Here is a 15,974-nt window from a genome sequence, read left to right on the forward strand (position 1 = left end):
GCGGACCTCATAAAGTATGTCGTAGTCCGGATTGGAGTCTGCAACTCGACTCCATGAAGTCGGAATCGCTAGTAATCGTGGATCAGAATGCCACGGTGAATACGTTCCCGGGCCTTGTACACACCGCCCGTCACACCATGGGAGTGGGTTGCAAAAGAAGTAGGTAGCTTAACCTTCGGGAGGGCGCTTACCACTTTGTGATTCATGACTGGGGTGAAGTCGTAACAAGGTAACCGTAGGGGAACCTGCGGTTGGATCACCTCCTTACCTTAAAGAACCTGCCTTTGTAGTGCTCACACAGATTGTCTGATAGATGTAAAGAAGCAAGACGGCTGCGAAGTCGCGACACCTCGTGTCCCCTTCGTCTAGCGGTTAGGACTCCGCCCTTTCACGGCGGCAACAGGGGTTCGAATCCCCTAGGGGACGCCACTTGCTGGCTGTGAGTGAAAGGCACAACCAACCGATATCTCAAAACTCATCTTCGGGTGACGTTTGAGATATTTGCTCTTTAAAAATCTGGATCAAGCTGAAAATTGAAACGACACACTGTTCAAGTGTGTTCGAGTCTCTCAAATTTTCGCGACACGACGATGTTTTACGAAACATCTTCGGGTTGTGAGGTTAAGCGACTAAGCGTACACGGTGGATGCCCTGGCAGTCAGAGGCGATGAAGGACGTGCTAATCTGCGAAAAGCGTCGGTAAGGTGATATGAACCGTTATAGCCGGCGATGTCCGAATGGGGAAACCCAGTGCAATTCGTTGCACTATCGTTTGATGAATACATAGTCAAACGAGGCGAACCGGGGGAACTGAAACATCTAAGTACCCCGAGGAAAAGAAATCAACCGAGATTCCCCCAGTAGCGGCGAGCGAACGGGGAGCAGCCCGGAGTCTGAATCAGCTTGTGTGTTAGTGGAAGCGTCTGGAAAGTCGCAGGGTACAGGGTGATACTCCCGTACACTAAAACACACAGGTTGTGAACTCGAAGAGTAGGGCGGGACACGTGGTATCCTGTCTGAATATGGGGGGACCATCCTCCAAGGCTAAATACTCCTGACTGACCGATAGTGAACCAGTACCGTGAGGGAAAGGCGAAAAGAACCCCGGCGAGGGGAGTGAAAAAGAACCTGAAACCGTGTACGTACAAGCAGTAGGAGCCCACTTGTTGGGTGACTGCGTACCTTTTGTATAATGGGTCAGCGACTTATATTCTGTAGCAAGGTTAACCGTATAGGGGAGCCGCAGGGAAACCGAGTCTTAACTGGGCGTTAAGTTGCAGGGTATAGACCCGAAACCCGGTGATCTAGCCATGGGCAGGTTGAAGGTTGGGTAACACTAACTGGAGGACCGAACCGACTAATGTTGAAAAATTAGCGGATGACTTGTGGCTGGGGGTGAAAGGCCAATCAAACCGGGAGATAGCTGGTTCTCCCCGAAAGCTATTTAGGTAGCGCCTCGTGAACTCATCTTCGGGGGTAGAGCACTGTTTCGGCTAGGGGGTCATCCCGACTTACCAACCCGATGCAAACTACGAATACCGAAGAATGTTATCACGGGAGACACACGGCGGGTGCTAACGTCCGTCGTGAAGAGGGAAACAACCCAGACCGCCAGCTAAGGTCCCAAAGTCATGGTTAAGTGGGAAACGATGTGGGAAGGCCCAGACAGCCAGGATGTTGGCTTAGAAGCAGCCATCATTTAAAGAAAGCGTAATAGCTCACTGGTCGAGTCGGCCTGCGCGGAAGATGTAACGGGGCTAAACCATGCACCGAAGCTGCGGCAGCGACACTATGTGTTGTTGGGTAGGGGAGCGTTCTGTAAGCCGTTGAAGGTGGCCTGTGAGGGTTGCTGGAGGTATCAGAAGTGCGAATGCTGACATAAGTAACGATAATGCGGGTGAAAAACCCGCACGCCGGAAGACCAAGGGTTCCTGTCCAACGTTAATCGGGGCAGGGTGAGTCGACCCCTAAGGCGAGGCCGAGAGGCGTAGTCGATGGGAAACAGGTTAATATTCCTGTACTCGGTGTTACTGCGAAGGGGGGACGGAGAAGGCTATGTTGGCCGGGCGACGGTTGTCCCGGTTTAAGCATGTAGGCGGATGTTCCAGGTAAATCCGGAACGTCACTAACGCTGAGGTGTGATGACGAGGCACTACGGTGCTGAAGTGACAAATGCCCTGCTTCCAGGAAAAGCCTCTAAGCATCAGGTAACATCAAATCGTACCCCAAACCGACACAGGTGGTCAGGTAGAGAATACCAAGGCGCTTGAGAGAACTCGGGTGAAGGAACTAGGCAAAATGGTGCCGTAACTTCGGGAGAAGGCACGCTGATGGTAGGTGAAGCGACTTGCTCGTGGAGCTGAAATCAGTCGAAGATACCAGCTGGCTGCAACTGTTTATTAAAAACACAGCACTGTGCAAACACGAAAGTGGACGTATACGGTGTGACGCCTGCCCGGTGCCGGAAGGTTAATTGATGGGGTTATCCGTAAGGAGAAGCTCTTGATCGAAGCCCCGGTAAACGGCGGCCGTAACTATAACGGTCCTAAGGTAGCGAAATTCCTTGTCGGGTAAGTTCCGACCTGCACGAATGGCGTAATGATGGCCAGGCTGTCTCCACCCGAGACTCAGTGAAATTGAACTCGCTGTGAAGATGCAGTGTACCCGCGGCAAGACGGAAAGACCCCGTGAACCTTTACTATAGCTTGACACTGAACACTGGTCCTTGATGTGTAGGATAGGTGGGAGGCTTTGAAGTGTGGACGCCAGTCTGCATGGAGCCATCCTTGAAATACCACCCTTTAATGGCTGGTGTTCTAACGTGGGCCCCTGATCGGGGTTGCGGACAGTGTCTGGTGGGTAGTTTGACTGGGGCGGTCTCCTCCTAAAGAGTAACGGAGGAGCACGAAGGTCAGCTAATCCTGGTCGGACATCAGGAGGTTAGTGCAATGGCATAAGCTGGCTTGACTGCGAGCGTGACGGCGCGAGCAGGTGCGAAAGCAGGTCATAGTGATCCGGTGGTTCTGAATGGAAGGGCCATCGCTCAACGGATAAAAGGTACTCCGGGGATAACAGGCTGATACCGCCCAAGAGTTCATATCGACGGCGGTGTTTGGCACCTCGATGTCGGCTCATCACATCCTGGGGCTGAAGTAGGTCCCAAGGGTATGGCTGTTCGCCATTTAAAGTGGTACGCGAGCTGGGTTTAGAACGTCGTGAGACAGTTCGGTCCCTATCTGCCGTGGGCGCTGGAGAATTGAGGGGGGCTGCTCCTAGTACGAGAGGACCGGAGTGGACGCATCACTGGTGTTCGGGTTGTCATGCCAATGGCATTGCCCGGTAGCTAAATGCGGAAGAGATAAGTGCTGAAAGCATCTAAGCACGAAACTTGCCCCGAGATGAGTTCTCCCTGACTCCTTGAGAGTCCTGAAGGAACGTTGAAGACGACGACGTTGATAGGCCGGGTGTGTAAGCGCAGCGATGCGTTGAGCTAACCGGTACTAATGAACCGTGAGGCTTAACCTTACAACGCCGAAGATGTTTTGGCGGACTGAGAAGACAACAATTTCAGCTTAGATTCAGAGTTGAGTACGCAATAATTTGCGCAGCAGCAAGGCGACAAGCGAAGGAAAGGAAGGAGCATACTGAAGTATGTGACTGACTTTGCGAGCGCGGGCAACGCGGCTGATGCGATAAAGAATTGCGTACTGAGTACAAAGAATTTGCCTGGCGGCAATAGCGCGGTGGTCCCACCTGACCCCATGCCGAACTCAGAAGTGAAACGCCGTAGCGCCGATGGTAGTGTGGGGTCTCCCCATGTGAGAGTAGGGAACTGCCAGGCATCAAACAAGTGAAGAGCCCATCCTGACGGATGGGCTCTTTGCGTTTTTGTCGTCTGAACCGACCGGACATCGGTTTACCCATAAAACCCAACTCCGCGGTCATTTCTGCCTTTTACTCCCTGCTTTCATCCACATCTTCATAATAATAACCTGCCGGTTTTATGCGGGCTCTCTGTATAAATATACAGAAGATTCCACTAGCCACACTTCAGTCTTATGTACCAGGCTTATAACGTGTATCAGCCAGCCCGTGAGAAAATAATGGCCATTAAGCCTTTTAATTACCAGCAAGACTTTTCCAGCATCGATTTTCGCCAGCATCCGGAGTTTTATCAGGTAGGAAGAGGTGAACAGGGCGTGTTGTTGGTTGAACCCTATAAAAGCGAAATTCTTCCCTACTGGCGCTATAAAGATGAAGCATCGGCGATTGAATCTGCGAGGAAAATTTATCAGCTCTTCGAGTTCTATCGACAGCAGAATGATTTTGTCGGTATGGATATGGCGCGCAAATTTATTCAGATGGGCTACACCCGGGCAAGGCGTTATGCCAATTACAAAGGCGGTAAAAAATACGCGAAGGAGGGGCACCTGAATTCGCGAGGTAATGATCCTGTTAAGGCGGCAGCTGCGGCAGTTTTCAAACAATGGTGGGATAAGCTTCGTCAGGATGAAGATTATCTCCAGCGAAAAAAGAAACATCAGGCTCATTGGGGATAATTTTCAGCATCGATCTTCCCGCCCCACATAAATTTGTGCCGCAATATCGCCTGTATAAAAACCTGTTCTGGCCCGCTATTCACCATATTTCACTTTGCTAATCCTGAAGAATCTCCTTTTAATCGCGAAAACCTGCAGTACGAAAAAAAATGTGAATGGCATCACAAACTAAAAAATAACAATTATATAACATTTAATTTACTAATCGATTTGTCTGATTGAGCGGGGTCACCCGACGCGGCAGATTGCAGTCTTTGCTGGAGCAGAATTACAATGACAGAAAGCAGTATTAGCGAACGCGGATCCCAGGATCAGGGTGATACCCGGCGCCGTATATGGGCAATTGTGGGGGCGTCATCAGGGAATTTGGTGGAATGGTTTGATTTCTACGTCTATTCATTTTGCTCACTCTACTTTGCGCACATCTTCTTTCCTTCTGGCAACACCACTACGCAATTGTTACAAACTGCAGGGGTATTTGCGGCGGGTTTTCTGATGCGTCCGATCGGGGGATGGATATTCGGGCGCATTGCCGATCGTCGTGGACGTAAAACCTCTATGCTTATCTCCGTATGCATGATGTGTTTTGGTTCACTGGTGATTGCCTGCCTGCCGGGTTATGCAACGATAGGGACCTGGGCCCCGGCTCTGCTGCTACTTGCACGCCTGTTCCAGGGCCTGTCCGTTGGCGGAGAATACGGTACCAGCGCGACCTATATGAGCGAAGTCGCGGTGGAAGGAAAGAAAGGTTTCTATGCCTCATTTCAATACGTCACGCTGATTGGTGGGCAACTTCTGGCCGTGCTTGTTGTGGTTGCCTTGCAGCAGATCCTCAGCGATGAAGAGCTTCATGCCTGGGGATGGCGTATCCCGTTTGCTCTTGGCGCAGTCCTGGCTATTGTTGCCCTGTGGCTGAGACGACAGCTGGACGAAACGTCTCAACAGGAAACGCGCGCGTTAAAAGAAGCGGGATCGTTTAAAGGATTATGGCGTAACCGTAAGGCATTTATCATGGTGCTCGGATTCACTGCCGCAGGGTCGTTAAGCTTTTATACCTTTACAACCTATATGCAGAAATATCTGGTCAACACCGCAGGCATGAGCGCGGGTACCGCCAGCATGATTATGACCGCTGCCTTATTTGTTTATATGCTTGTTCAGCCGCTTTTCGGCGCGCTTTCGGATAAGATTGGCCGCCGGACCTCAATGCTCTGTTTTGGCGTACTCGTCACCGTCTTCACTGTCCCGATTCTCAATGCATTACAGAACGTGAGTTCACCGTATGCGGCATTTGCTTTAGTGATATGCGCCCTGTTGATAGTAAGCTTCTATACCTCAATCAGCGGCATTCTGAAGGCCGAAATGTTTCCGGCTCAGGTTCGTGCCCTGGGGGTTGGACTCTCTTATGCGGTGGCCAATGCGCTATTTGGCGGCTCGGCAGAGTATGTCGCGCTGTCGCTAAAATCAGCGGGAATTGAGCACGCCTTTTACTGGTACGTGACCGTCATGGGCGCGATTGCCTTCCTGGTCTCCCTGACGCTGCATCGTAAAGGCAAGGGGCTACGTTTGTAGCATTACTGATGTGCCAGCTGCCATACCGCATAGCCGGTAGTGGCACCTGCCACATCCCAGGCAAAATCTTTCCAGCTCCAGCCGCTCCCTGACGGGCGGCTGTCCCATAGCTCCTTCGATGCCCCTAAGCTCACGGAAAACATAAAGCCTATAGCGGCACTCCGGTCGCGGCTATAGCCCTGATGCTGGGCATATTCGTTGCCTGCGGCGGAAAGCATGGCTGAGGCGAGGAAGTGTTGGGCTTTATCCTGGCCGCTCCATGAATCATTAGCCATATGGCTGCAGCCAGTCAGTAATAATAGTGGGGCAATAAGCATGATGACGCGCATACTAATTCCAGAAAAAGCCCCGCAGGGCGGGGCGTGAATTCAGAGAATACGGCTGATAAGGCGGTCGATTCGGATACGTCGCAGACGCCTGATCAGTTTGCGTACCTTTATCGGGTAATCGGCAATACTTTGTAGATCGCGATAGTGCTGAACGATCGTAGTATGTTTGCGGATGAGATTGAGCTCTTTTTCACGCATTGCGCCGAGCTGGTGTTTTGGATCGTGGATAAGTATCGCGTTTTCCAAATCCAGCCGCCATGCGCGCGGGTTCAGGTTATTGCCGGTCAGCAGCATCCATTCGTCATCAACCCACATGCCTTTCAGGTGGTAGCTGTTATCGTCGTCCTTCCATAAACGGACAATCAGCTGATCGGTATTGACATAATACTGCAGTCGGCTCAGGAAGCGTCGCAGATTGATTTCGTAAAGATAGGGCAGCGCTCCGATAATTTTAAACGGCTGATCTTCCGGAATATAGAAATCATTAGCGGTTTTATCACCAACGATAATTTCGACTTTCTTCCCGCTACGCAGCAGCTGGATGATATTACGTACCAGCAGAGCGGGCAGGTTGAAATAGGGGGTGCAGATAGTCAGCTTATGCTCAGCGCAGGGCATCAAATGAAAAATGGTTTTATTCAGCAGACTCGTCTTCCCGAGGCCCACTAACGGAGTGACCGACAGCTGGTCATCGTCAGCATTGCCGATAAAATGATAGCTGCTATCGCGGAGCTCCTGGCGATACTGGCGGATGTCATTTTTGATTTCCGGACTTTTTGGCCGATCGGCCCTGTCAAGGCGGTTAACGCCACGCCCTTGCACCAGGTTATTCTCAACCCAGTCGAACATCACATCAGCCATTTTACCGTTGCGAATGCACTGGTAGCGGTCGTAGCGATACTTATCGTGTTGATGCAGGTAAACATCATTCAGACTGGCGCCGCTGTAGAGAACGCTGTCATCAATGATAAAACCTTTGAAGTGGAGGACGCCGAGCGCTTCCCGGGTATTGACCGGAACGCCATAAACCGGGATATCGACACCGGGATTTTCCTGCGCCATGCGGCAGTACCAGTCGGCATTGGTGTTTGACGCCGCGACGCCAATACGCCCGCGCTGGGCGCGATGCCAGTCGACCAACACCTGAACATCTAATTCGGGACGCTGACGCTTAGCGTCATAGAGCGCCTGCAAAATTCCTTTGCCGCCATCATCCTGTTCCAGATAAAGCGCAATGATACAAATACGCTGGGTGGCTTGAGCTATCCTGGCCAGTAACGCTTGCCGAAAATCTGCCGGAGCGTAAAAGAACTCGATATCATCAACTGACTGAGAAAGCTTAGGGAGTTGGGCAAGGTGTTGTTGATGTTTATTGCGTTTAAATTTTGACAACATCACAGTGCGTTTCTTCTCTGTTTATTGAAGGGTCTTCTGTACCATGCAGACGACGTAAGCGGGCAATAATACCATTACTACCCGTTAAAGTAGTCAACAATTGCGGCCAGCCGTTTGTAATTGCTCAGGTACAAGCTGTAGAGACAAACTGACAATTCCATCTTCAAGCTGAATATCAACCGAGAATCCTAGCTTTCTGGCGAGTCCGATCATGCCTTTATTATTCGGCATGGTAATGCCATTCAAACGCTGCAGGCCGTGGTTTTGCGTGTAGATAATCAGCTTTTCCAGGAGCTTGCGGCCTAACCCCATACCCTTCAGGTCGGAGCGCACCAGTACAGCAAACTCGGCATCGATATTATCCGGATCGGAGATCGCTCGCGTTACGCCGAGGATCTCGTTCCCCTCGGCGGTGGTGCGCACAGCAACAAAGGCCATTTCTCGATCGTAGTCGATCTGCGTCATATTGGCTAAATCATCATGAGTAAATTCGTTGATTTCGCTGAAGTAACGATAATAAAGATCTTCTTTCGTGACCTGAGCGATAAAGGCCATAAGCTGCGGCTCATCTTCCGGGAGGATGGGACGGAAAAGACAGCGTTCGCCATTCTTCATCACCACCCACTCCTCCTGCTGCTGAGGGTAAGGGCGTATGGCCAGGCGACTTTCACTATCGCCGGTAAACGGTGCGAGAGTTAACGTGACATCAAGCGCGGTAAACTCGTGGCCGGAAGCCAGAAGAGGGTGAATATCCAGGCGCTGTATTTCCGGACAGTCGACGATCAGATTCGATACCTGTACCAGAAGCTGGCTCAGGCCAGGAATATCGAGAGGGCGCAGCGCGCTGCGGCCGCGCACTTTTTTACTTTTGATGGCCTGGATAACCAGATAGCGCGCAAGGTTCATATTCAGCGGCGGGAGCGCGACGGCGGCCTGATCCTCAGCCCGCCATTCGACGCCGCCTTCTCCCAGCATGATCAGCGGCCCAAAAACCGGATCGTGCTCAACGACAACCCGCAGCTCCTGCGCCCCGGCGCGATTAGCCATGCTTTGCACCAGCAGCCCGTGAATACGCGCCTGAGGCCAGGTCATTTTGACGCGATCGATAATCGCGTCCGCGGCCTGCTGTACCTCTGTAGCCGTGCGCAGATAAAGCATAACCCCCTGAACTTCCGACTTGTGCGGAATATCAGGCGAGCGCAGCTTCAGAGCGACGGGGTAGCCAATCTGCTCGGCAATATGTACAGCCTCGGCGCTATCGGCGGCAATCCACGTCGGCAGGGTATGAATACCGTAAGCGTGCAGAACGGGGCTCACTTCATGGGTATCCAGCGACGTTGCGCCTTCATTCATTGCCCGTTGCAGCAGGTTGTGCGCTTCGGCAGCGTTAGTGGTTAACGAATCTGACAGGACCGGGGTTTCCCTGAGCTGTTTCTGGTTACGCCGGTACTCCACCATGTGCATAAAAGCGGTAATGGTTCCTTCAGGCGTTCGATAGGTCGGCAGCCCCGCATCGCTAAACAGGCGCCGGGCTTCTTGTGAAGAGAACTCACCGCACCAGTTGGTAAGAACCGTAACGTATTTGCCGCGCGGGTGGCGCTTCAGGGCGTCAATCAACGCCAGCGCGCTCTCTGTTCCCGGTGCGGCAGCGCTGGGAGAGTGGATCACCAGCAGCGCATCGTAGTCATGGCTATCCAGCAGTACGTTCAACGCTTTGAGGTAATGCTCGCTGCTGGCGTCATCGCGGAGATCCAGCGGGTTGGCGATATCGATGGTTTCAGGTAATGCCTGACGGAGAGCGCTGCTGGTCTCTTCGCTGAGCGCGGCGAGTTTGCCGTTACGCAGCCAGAGCTCATCCAGCGCCAGCGCAGCCGGAGCGGCGCCGTTGCTGATTATCATCAGTTTCTCGCCGCGCAGCGGGCGCATGTGGCTGAGGGTTTCGACCGCTGAGAACAGCTCGTGCGTGTCCTGTACGCGCAATAAACCTGCGCGCTGAATAGCGGCGTCCCAGGCCGGATCCATGCCAGAGTTGACGTGCAGAAGCTTCTGCGCAGCCGGACTGCGTCCGCTTTTAATCACCAGAATCGGCTTATTACGCGATGCGCTACGGGCCGCTGAGACAAAACGACGGGCATCGCTGAGGTGTTCGAGATAAAGCAAAATGGCGCTGGTTTTACTATCGCGAGCGAGGAAATCAAGCAGGTCATCAACGTCGATGTCCAGACTATCCCCAGCGCAATAAAGTAAGAAAAACCCATCTCGCGCTGCTGGGCCCAGTCGAGGATGGTATTGGAGACCGCCGCCGATTGCGAAATAAACGCCAGTTTGCCGCGATGAATAGGCACCGGCGAAAAGCTGGCGTTGAGGCCCTGCCACGGCGCAAGCAGGCCAAGGCTGTTAGGGCCGAGCAGACGCATCTGGTAGCGGGAGGCGCATTCAAGCAGCGCGGGATACTGTTCGGGGATGGAGGAGAGAATGATGCAGGTTTTGCACCCTTTTTGCCCCAGCGCTTCCAGCAGCTCAAGATTTCGGCGGGCGTTAGTACAAAGCACGGCGAGATCGGGCGTGAAGGGCAGACTGTCGACGTCAGGCCAGGCCAGTACGCCCTGAACCGCTTTCCACGCTGGCGTTACGGGGAGAACGGGGCCGCTAAATCCGCCCGCCAGCAGGTTGCGCATCATCAGATAACCGGCGCGCTGTGGTTTCATTGATGCGCCAATAACGGCGATCGACTTTGGCCGCAGCAATGCTTCCAGGCCTCGTTGGCTCATACCGGTCTCCTTTGATCCCCAGTGACCGAATGATTTTAAACGTTTTCTGTCAGTTGTGCTGTGATACTACCCTTATGCTGAGTTTTTCCTGCCAGGTAGCGCGTTCTGAATAAGCTGAAGTGCTCGCCAAGGGCCGTGGCTGCGCTTTTATCTCCCGCGAGATCCAGCAGCGCAATCGCGACTTCGGCAGTACAGTATTGGCCTTCTGCGTGAGCTTCCCGCAGGTGATAAGCGGAGATACGCGACAGATCGACGGAAATCATCGGCAGCGCGTCAAGCCAGGGGCTTTTGCGGAACATTTTTCGCGCTTCGGGCCAGGTGCCGTCGAGCATGATAAACAGCGGTGGTTTACCCGGGAGCGGGGAATCAAGAACCTGACGCTCTGGGCCAGCATAAGAGGCAGGAAAAACCACTATCGGCTGATATTGCGCGTCGGCGACGAGATCGAGAAGCGCCTGCGGCGGTTCGGTTCGTGACCACTGAAAGGCCTCCGTATCCGGCAGGATATCGGCAATCAGGCGGCCGGTATTGCTGGGCTTCATTGGCTCGGTATCGAACATCACCAGGCAAAAACGGCTGGCGGCGGCAGCCGGCTTGAGGGTGGCGCAAAGGCACTGCTTCAACGGCAGCAAGCAACGCTGGCAGCGGTGGATACGGTTGCCGCGAGCAAGAAAAGGCCGGGTGGCGCGCGCGAGGCGTTCGGCGCGAAGGCGAAGGACGGCGTTATCAGTCATGGGGATCGCTAAGAAAAAACGCCATTGTCGCAGAGGAGAAAACGGGGCACAAGCGGTGCCCCGTGAGGTTTACTGCTGGCCTGCTTCGTTTAGCCAGCTATCGAAAGGTGCTTTAGGTACGGCGCCATTGAGCATGTCGATAACTTCGCCATTTTTAAACATCATAATGGTCGGGATGCTGCGAATGCGGAAGCGAGCGCTCAGTTCACGCTCCATTTCGGTATTCACTTTCACGAAACGCATTTCGCCGCTGCGTTCTTCAGCCACATCTTCAAAGATTGGCGCAAAGTTACGGCAGGGGCCACACCACGGCGCCCAGAAATCAACAACCACGGGCAGATCGTCCTTCAGCAGTTTATCCAGCGTTGCCCCGGTCGCGTTGATCACATCGCCATCAAAAAGATCGTGACCGCAGCGCCCGCATTTCGCGCCATCGGCGCTACGATCGTCGGGGATGCGGTTCAGAGCCTGACAACTGGCACAAACGGTATTCATAACTAACCTCTGGTTATGGGTTGCAGCGCGGCACGTGGCCGATTTGTTTCTGTAATGTTACATATTATCGATGCACTGCGAATAAAGGACAATGAGTTTTATTCAATGAATACGATAGACTCAGGCTTTTAAATGAAATAATGGCTAAGTGATGGCACATCGGGTAATCTGCGCGCTTCGCGCAGCGCAGGTGGAGAAAATGAATGAGCGACGACGAACTGAAAAATAAAAGCGGCAAGGTCAAAGTGATGTATGTCCGCAGTGATGATGATTCTGACCGACGTACCCATAACCCGCGTACCGGGAAGGGCGGGGGACGTCCAGGAAAGTCTCGTGTTGACGGTCGTAACCGCCCTGCGCGCGATGAAAAAGAGAGCCGCGGTGGCGATCGTAGACGTGACGATCGCAAGCGTGAAGGCTTTGGCGGCGAGGGCTCCTCTCCGTGGCGTACCGTATCCCGCGCGCCGGGCGATGAGGCGCCGGTAAAAGCGGATCACGGCGGGATCAGCGGAAAAAGCTTTATCGATCCTGAAGTGCTGCGCCGCCAGCGCGCGGAAGAAACCCGCGTTTATGGTGAAAACGCCTGCCAGGCGCTGTTCCAGAGCCGTCCGGACGCCATCGTTCGCGCCTGGTTTATCCAGAGCGTGACCCCGCGCTTCAAAGAAGCTCTGCGCTGGATGGCGGCGAATCGTAAAGCCTATCACGTGGTCGATGAAGCAGAGCTGGCGAAAGCGTCCGGCACTGAACACCACGGCGGGGTTTGCTTCCTGATTAAAAAGCGCCACGGCACTTCCGTTGAGCAGTGGGTGGCTAAAGCCGACGCTGAAGATTGTGTTCTGGCGCTGGAAGATGTCGGCAACCCGCACAACCTCGGCGCGATTATGCGCAGCTGCGCGCACTTTGGCGTCAAAGGCGTGATTGTGCAGGATGCCGGCGTTATGGAGTCCGGCGCCGCGATTCGTACTGCGGAAGGCGGCGCGGAGCACGTTGAGCCGATTACGGGCGACAGCTTTATCGATACGCTCGAGCGCTTCCGTAAAGCGGGCTACGCGATTGTTTCTACTTCCAGCCATAACGGGACTCCGCTGTTCAAAGCCGAGCTGCCGAAGAAAATGGTGCTGGTGTTAGGGCAGGAGAGTGACGGTCTTTCTGACGCCGCTATCTCCAGCGCCGATCTGAACATCGCGATTGAAGGCACCGGCAACGTTGAAAGCCTGAACGTGTCCGTAGCAACCGGCGTGCTGCTGGCTGAATGGTGGCGGCAGAACAAGGCGTAACACCTTGTCTCAGAGTCAAAATGCCAGCGTAATGCTGGCATTTTCATTTTCAGAGCTATTCGCTTTCAGCCGGTAGCCTGGGCAGCCAGTCAATGGGCGCTTCGCCGCGTTCGGTCAGCCACTGATTCGCCTGCACGAAATGATTACTGCCAAAGAACCCGCGGTGGGCGGAGAGGGGCGACGGGTGCGGCGCTTTGAGCACGCAGTGGCGCTGGCGATCGATTATCGCGCCTTTCTTCTGCGCATGCGAACCCCACAGCAGAAAGACGACGCCTTCCCGATGCTGGTTAATCAGCGAAATGACTTTATCGGTAAAAGTTTCCCAACCGAGGCTGGCGTGAGAGTGCGCTTGTCCGGCACGTACCGTTAATACGGTATTGAGCAGCAACACGCCCTGGCGCGCCCAGCTTTCGAGATAACCGTGAGTCGGGCGCTGAAAGCCTGGTATCGTCCCTTCCAGTTCCTTGTACATATTCAGCAGCGATGGCGGGATCTGAATGCCCGGTAGAACCGAGAAGGCGAGGCCGTGCGCCTGCCCTGGTCCATGGTAAGGATCCTGGCCGAGAATCACCACTTTAACGTCGCTTAGCTCAGTATAACGAAACGCGTTAAAGACATCTTTTTGCGGGGGATAGATGGTGATTCCCGATTGCCGCTCGTCAGCAACGGTTTTCAGGGTATTAACAAAATAGGGTTGCTGCTTCTCTTCTGCCAGCACGTCATGCCAGGTTAATGGGGCGGTCATTTTGCTCTCCTGCAAAGTGTCATTGCCATAGCTTAACTGCATCTTTCAACATCACAAAATTTGCCCCACGCGATTGACGCTCTTTATGCAAAAAAAATTGAAAACTTACAAATTTATTTGGTAGGTGGCATGGCGTAACTTGATGTAAAACAATAATATCCGCCTATGACCACTTTTGTGATGTGGTTTTTGTTGATTTAAATCAAAGAATGCCGGGTGTACGGCTGATATATATACACTCATAGAACAATGGTTTTACCAATTGGCCGCGAAGGCCAATAATCGAACAAACCCTGCCTGGGAGGCATAAAATGATTACTGGTATCCAAATTACTAAAGCTGCAAACGACGACCTGCTGAACTCTTTCTGGCTGCTGGATAGCGAAAAAGGCGAAGCCCGCTGCCTGTGCGCGAAAGCCGGTTTTGCTGAAGATGACGTGGTTGCAGTGAGCAATCTGGGTGAAATCGAATACCGTGAAATCCCGGTAGACGTGAAGCCTGAAGTCCGCGTTGAAGGCGGTCAGCACCTGAACGTTAACGTGCTGCGTCGCGAAACTCTGCTGGACGCGGTTGAACATCCGGAAAAATACCCGCAGCTGACCATTCGCGTGTCTGGCTATGCGGTACGCTTTAACTCTCTGACTCCGGAACAGCAGCGCGACGTTATCGCCCGTACTTTTACTGAAAGCCTGTAAGATTCCGTTTTAATGTGAAAACGCCGGGATATCCCGGCGTTTTTTTTACTCTTCGTTTGACTTCTGCGGAGCATCCGCTGCGCTTGGTTTACGACGCTTACCAATGTTTTTGGTATCGCGATGGCGTTTTTTCACGCGCGGTTTCTCTTTTTCTTTCTCTTTCTTCTCTGCACGCTTGGCTAAAACCTTCTTGGAAGGTTTACCGGTTTGCTTCTCGCTGGGTGCGCGAGTGGTCGGGCGCAGTTCATCGATGACGCGGGCTTTTAACGGCTCTTCAATATAGCGGCCAATTTTACCCAGCAGCAGATGGTCGTGGGCTTCGACCAGAGAGATGGCCGTTCCCTTTTTACCCGCGCGTCCGGTACGACCGATACGGTGCAGATAGATGTCGGCCGTGCGCGGCAAGTCGAAGTTGAAAACGTGACTGACGTCCGCGATGTCGATCCCGCGCGCGGCAACGTCGGTGGCGATTAACACGTTAATACGGCCATCGGTCAGGCGGCTAATCGCTTCATTACGTTTTGCCTGTACCATCTCGCCTTCCAGCCAGCAGGTGTTGATACCCGCTTCACGCAGCCAGCCCGCCAGCTCATGCACGCGCTCGCGCTTACGGACGAAGACGATAGAACGCGTCGCTTCCGGCTGCTTTAGCAGATGGACCAGCAGCGCGGTCTTATGCTTGACGTCATCGGCGCGGTAATACCACTGGTGAATCTTTTTACGCTCGCGGGTGGAGGGAGTCGCAGAGACTTCCACCGGTTCTTCCAGCAGACGCTCAGCAAAATCTTTAATGGCGTCACCTTCGAGGGTGGCGGAGAACAGCATGGTCTGCTTACGCCAGCGGGTTTCACCGGCAATGTGTTCGATATCCTGCGCGAAGCCCATGTCCAGCATGCGGTCCGCTTCATCAAGGATCAGCGTTTCAACGGCGCGGCAATCAAAGTTTTCTTCTTTAATATATTGCAGCAGGCGACCGGTCGTGGCGACCACGATGTCCTGGTTCTCGCTGAACACTTCGGCATGGTTCATATAGGCGACACCGCCGGTGATCGTGGCGATATCCAGATGAGTATGTTTTGCCAGCTCACGCGCATGGTCGGCAACCTGCATCGCCAGTTCGCGCGTGGGGGTCAGGATAAGAATGCGCGGCGGACCAGACTTCTTGCGCGGAAAATCGAGCAGATGCTGCAACGCTGGCAGGAGATACGCCGCCGTTTTACCGGTGCCGGTCGGGGCTGAACCGAGAATATCACGGCCATCAAGCGCAGGCGGAATAGCGGCGGCCTGAATGGCTGTCGGGCGTGTGAAACCTTTATCCTGGAGGGCGTCCAGCAGGTTTTCGTCGAGTTCAAGTTCGGAAAAAGTCGTTACAGTCATGATCTACCTCTGAGTGGACCGCCGA

General features: G+C 53.5%; 10 protein-coding genes, 1 tRNA gene, 3 rRNA genes and 1 pseudogene. 8 read left to right on the forward strand and 7 right to left on the reverse strand.

Features of this window, described 5'->3' with window-relative positions:
• The 6 genes from CDA56_RS23190 to CDA56_RS23215 form a co-directional block, all read left to right on the forward strand.
• Positions 1 to 267: ribosomal RNA gene (locus tag CDA56_RS23190) — 16S ribosomal RNA — on the forward strand; the annotation flags it as partial.
• Between the two features lie 87 nt (positions 268 to 354).
• A tRNA-Glu gene (locus CDA56_RS23195) sits at positions 355 to 429 on the forward strand.
• 190 nt (positions 430 to 619) lie between these two features.
• Positions 620 to 3,525: ribosomal RNA gene (locus CDA56_RS23200) — 23S ribosomal RNA — on the forward strand.
• Positions 3,526 to 3,725: 200 nt separating this feature from the next.
• A 5S ribosomal RNA gene (rrf, locus tag CDA56_RS23205) occupies positions 3,726 to 3,841 on the forward strand.
• Positions 3,842 to 4,103: 262 nt separating this feature from the next.
• Positions 4,104 to 4,559: a DUF4385 domain-containing protein gene (locus CDA56_RS23210; RefSeq protein WP_014230413.1), complete on the forward strand. Its 456-nt coding sequence runs from the start codon at positions 4,104 to 4,106 to the stop codon at positions 4,557 to 4,559.
• Between the two features lie 273 nt (positions 4,560 to 4,832).
• Positions 4,833 to 6,131 carry an MFS transporter gene (locus CDA56_RS23215; RefSeq protein ID WP_014230412.1) on the forward strand — a complete coding sequence of 433 codons (1,299 nt, stop codon included), beginning with the start codon at positions 4,833 to 4,835 and terminating at the stop codon, positions 6,129 to 6,131.
• A gap of 2 nt (positions 6,132 to 6,133) precedes the next feature.
• Here the strand turns inward: CDA56_RS23215 and CDA56_RS23220 are convergent, their stop codons facing one another.
• The 5 genes and pseudogenes from CDA56_RS23220 to trxC all read right to left on the reverse strand — a co-directional run bounded on the left by CDA56_RS23220 (position 6,134) and on the right by trxC (position 11,855).
• Positions 6,134 to 6,460, reverse strand: coding sequence for a YfiM family lipoprotein (locus CDA56_RS23220; RefSeq protein WP_014839230.1), 327 nt, complete (start codon positions 6,458 to 6,460; stop codon positions 6,134 to 6,136).
• A 39-nt stretch (positions 6,461 to 6,499) separates the two neighbouring features.
• On the reverse strand, positions 6,500 to 7,855 hold the full coding sequence (pssA, locus tag CDA56_RS23225; protein ID WP_014230410.1) for a CDP-diacylglycerol--serine O-phosphatidyltransferase: 1,356 nt from the start codon (positions 7,853 to 7,855) through the stop codon (positions 6,500 to 6,502).
• 93 nt (positions 7,856 to 7,948) lie between these two features.
• Positions 7,949 to 10,626: pseudogene (locus CDA56_RS23230) on the reverse strand (bifunctional acetate--CoA ligase family protein/GNAT family N-acetyltransferase).
• A 35-nt stretch (positions 10,627 to 10,661) separates the two neighbouring features.
• Positions 10,662 to 11,360 carry a tRNA-uridine aminocarboxypropyltransferase gene (locus CDA56_RS23235; RefSeq protein ID WP_014230408.1) on the reverse strand — a complete coding sequence of 233 codons (699 nt, stop codon included), beginning with the start codon at positions 11,358 to 11,360 and terminating at the stop codon, positions 10,662 to 10,664.
• A 69-nt stretch (positions 11,361 to 11,429) separates the two neighbouring features.
• Positions 11,430 to 11,855, reverse strand: a complete 426-nt coding sequence (trxC, locus tag CDA56_RS23240; protein WP_004104599.1) for a thioredoxin TrxC — start codon at positions 11,853 to 11,855, stop codon at positions 11,430 to 11,432.
• Between the two features lie 203 nt (positions 11,856 to 12,058).
• Here trxC and CDA56_RS23245 point away from each other — a divergent pair, with 203 nt between their 5' ends.
• Entirely contained in the window at positions 12,059 to 13,132 is a 1,074-nt protein-coding gene (locus CDA56_RS23245; protein WP_064379281.1) for a tRNA/rRNA methyltransferase, read from the forward strand.
• A gap of 55 nt (positions 13,133 to 13,187) precedes the next feature.
• Here the strand turns inward: CDA56_RS23245 and ung are convergent, their stop codons facing one another.
• Positions 13,188 to 13,877 (reverse strand): uracil-DNA glycosylase, encoded by a 690-nt coding sequence (gene ung, locus CDA56_RS23250; protein ID WP_014230405.1) that lies wholly within the window; start codon positions 13,875 to 13,877, stop codon positions 13,188 to 13,190.
• 311 nt (positions 13,878 to 14,188) lie between these two features.
• On the opposite strand from ung, the gene grcA reads away from it, so the two are divergent.
• Positions 14,189 to 14,572, forward strand: coding sequence for an autonomous glycyl radical cofactor GrcA (grcA, locus tag CDA56_RS23255; protein ID WP_004104596.1), 384 nt, complete (start codon positions 14,189 to 14,191; stop codon positions 14,570 to 14,572).
• A gap of 45 nt (positions 14,573 to 14,617) precedes the next feature.
• Here grcA and srmB read toward each other — a convergent pair whose 3' ends face one another.
• Positions 14,618 to 15,949: an ATP-dependent RNA helicase SrmB gene (gene srmB, locus CDA56_RS23260; RefSeq protein WP_004853282.1), complete on the reverse strand. Its 1,332-nt coding sequence runs from the start codon at positions 15,947 to 15,949 to the stop codon at positions 14,618 to 14,620.
• Between the last annotated feature and the right edge of the window lie 25 nt (positions 15,950 to 15,974).

Origin of the sequence: Klebsiella michiganensis (assembly GCF_002925905.1) — a bacterium.
Taxonomy (GTDB): domain Bacteria; phylum Pseudomonadota; class Gammaproteobacteria; order Enterobacterales; family Enterobacteriaceae; genus Klebsiella; species Klebsiella michiganensis.

Bases quoted from the DNA above. Each gene is read 5' to 3' on its own strand.
- CDA56_RS23210 (WP_014230413.1), top strand. From the start codon at position 4,104: ATGGCCATTAAGCCTTTTAATTACCAGCAAGACTTTTCCAGCATCGAT.
- CDA56_RS23215 (WP_014230412.1), top strand. From the start codon at position 4,833: ATGACAGAAAGCAGTATTAGCGAACGCGGATCCCAGGATCAGGGTGAT.
- CDA56_RS23220 (WP_014839230.1), bottom strand. From the start codon at position 6,460: ATGCGCGTCATCATGCTTATTGCCCCACTATTATTACTGACTGGCTGC.
- pssA (WP_014230410.1), bottom strand. From the start codon at position 7,855: ATGTTGTCAAAATTTAAACGCAATAAACATCAACAACACCTTGCCCAA.
- CDA56_RS23235 (WP_014230408.1), bottom strand. From the start codon at position 11,360: ATGACTGATAACGCCGTCCTTCGCCTTCGCGCCGAACGCCTCGCGCGC.
- trxC (WP_004104599.1), bottom strand. From the start codon at position 11,855: ATGAATACCGTTTGTGCCAGTTGTCAGGCTCTGAACCGCATCCCCGAC.
- CDA56_RS23245 (WP_064379281.1), top strand. From the start codon at position 12,059: ATGAGCGACGACGAACTGAAAAATAAAAGCGGCAAGGTCAAAGTGATG.
- ung (WP_014230405.1), bottom strand. From the start codon at position 13,877: ATGACCGCCCCATTAACCTGGCATGACGTGCTGGCAGAAGAGAAGCAG.
- grcA (WP_004104596.1), top strand. From the start codon at position 14,189: ATGATTACTGGTATCCAAATTACTAAAGCTGCAAACGACGACCTGCTG.
- srmB (WP_004853282.1), bottom strand. From the start codon at position 15,949: ATGACTGTAACGACTTTTTCCGAACTTGAACTCGACGAAAACCTGCTG.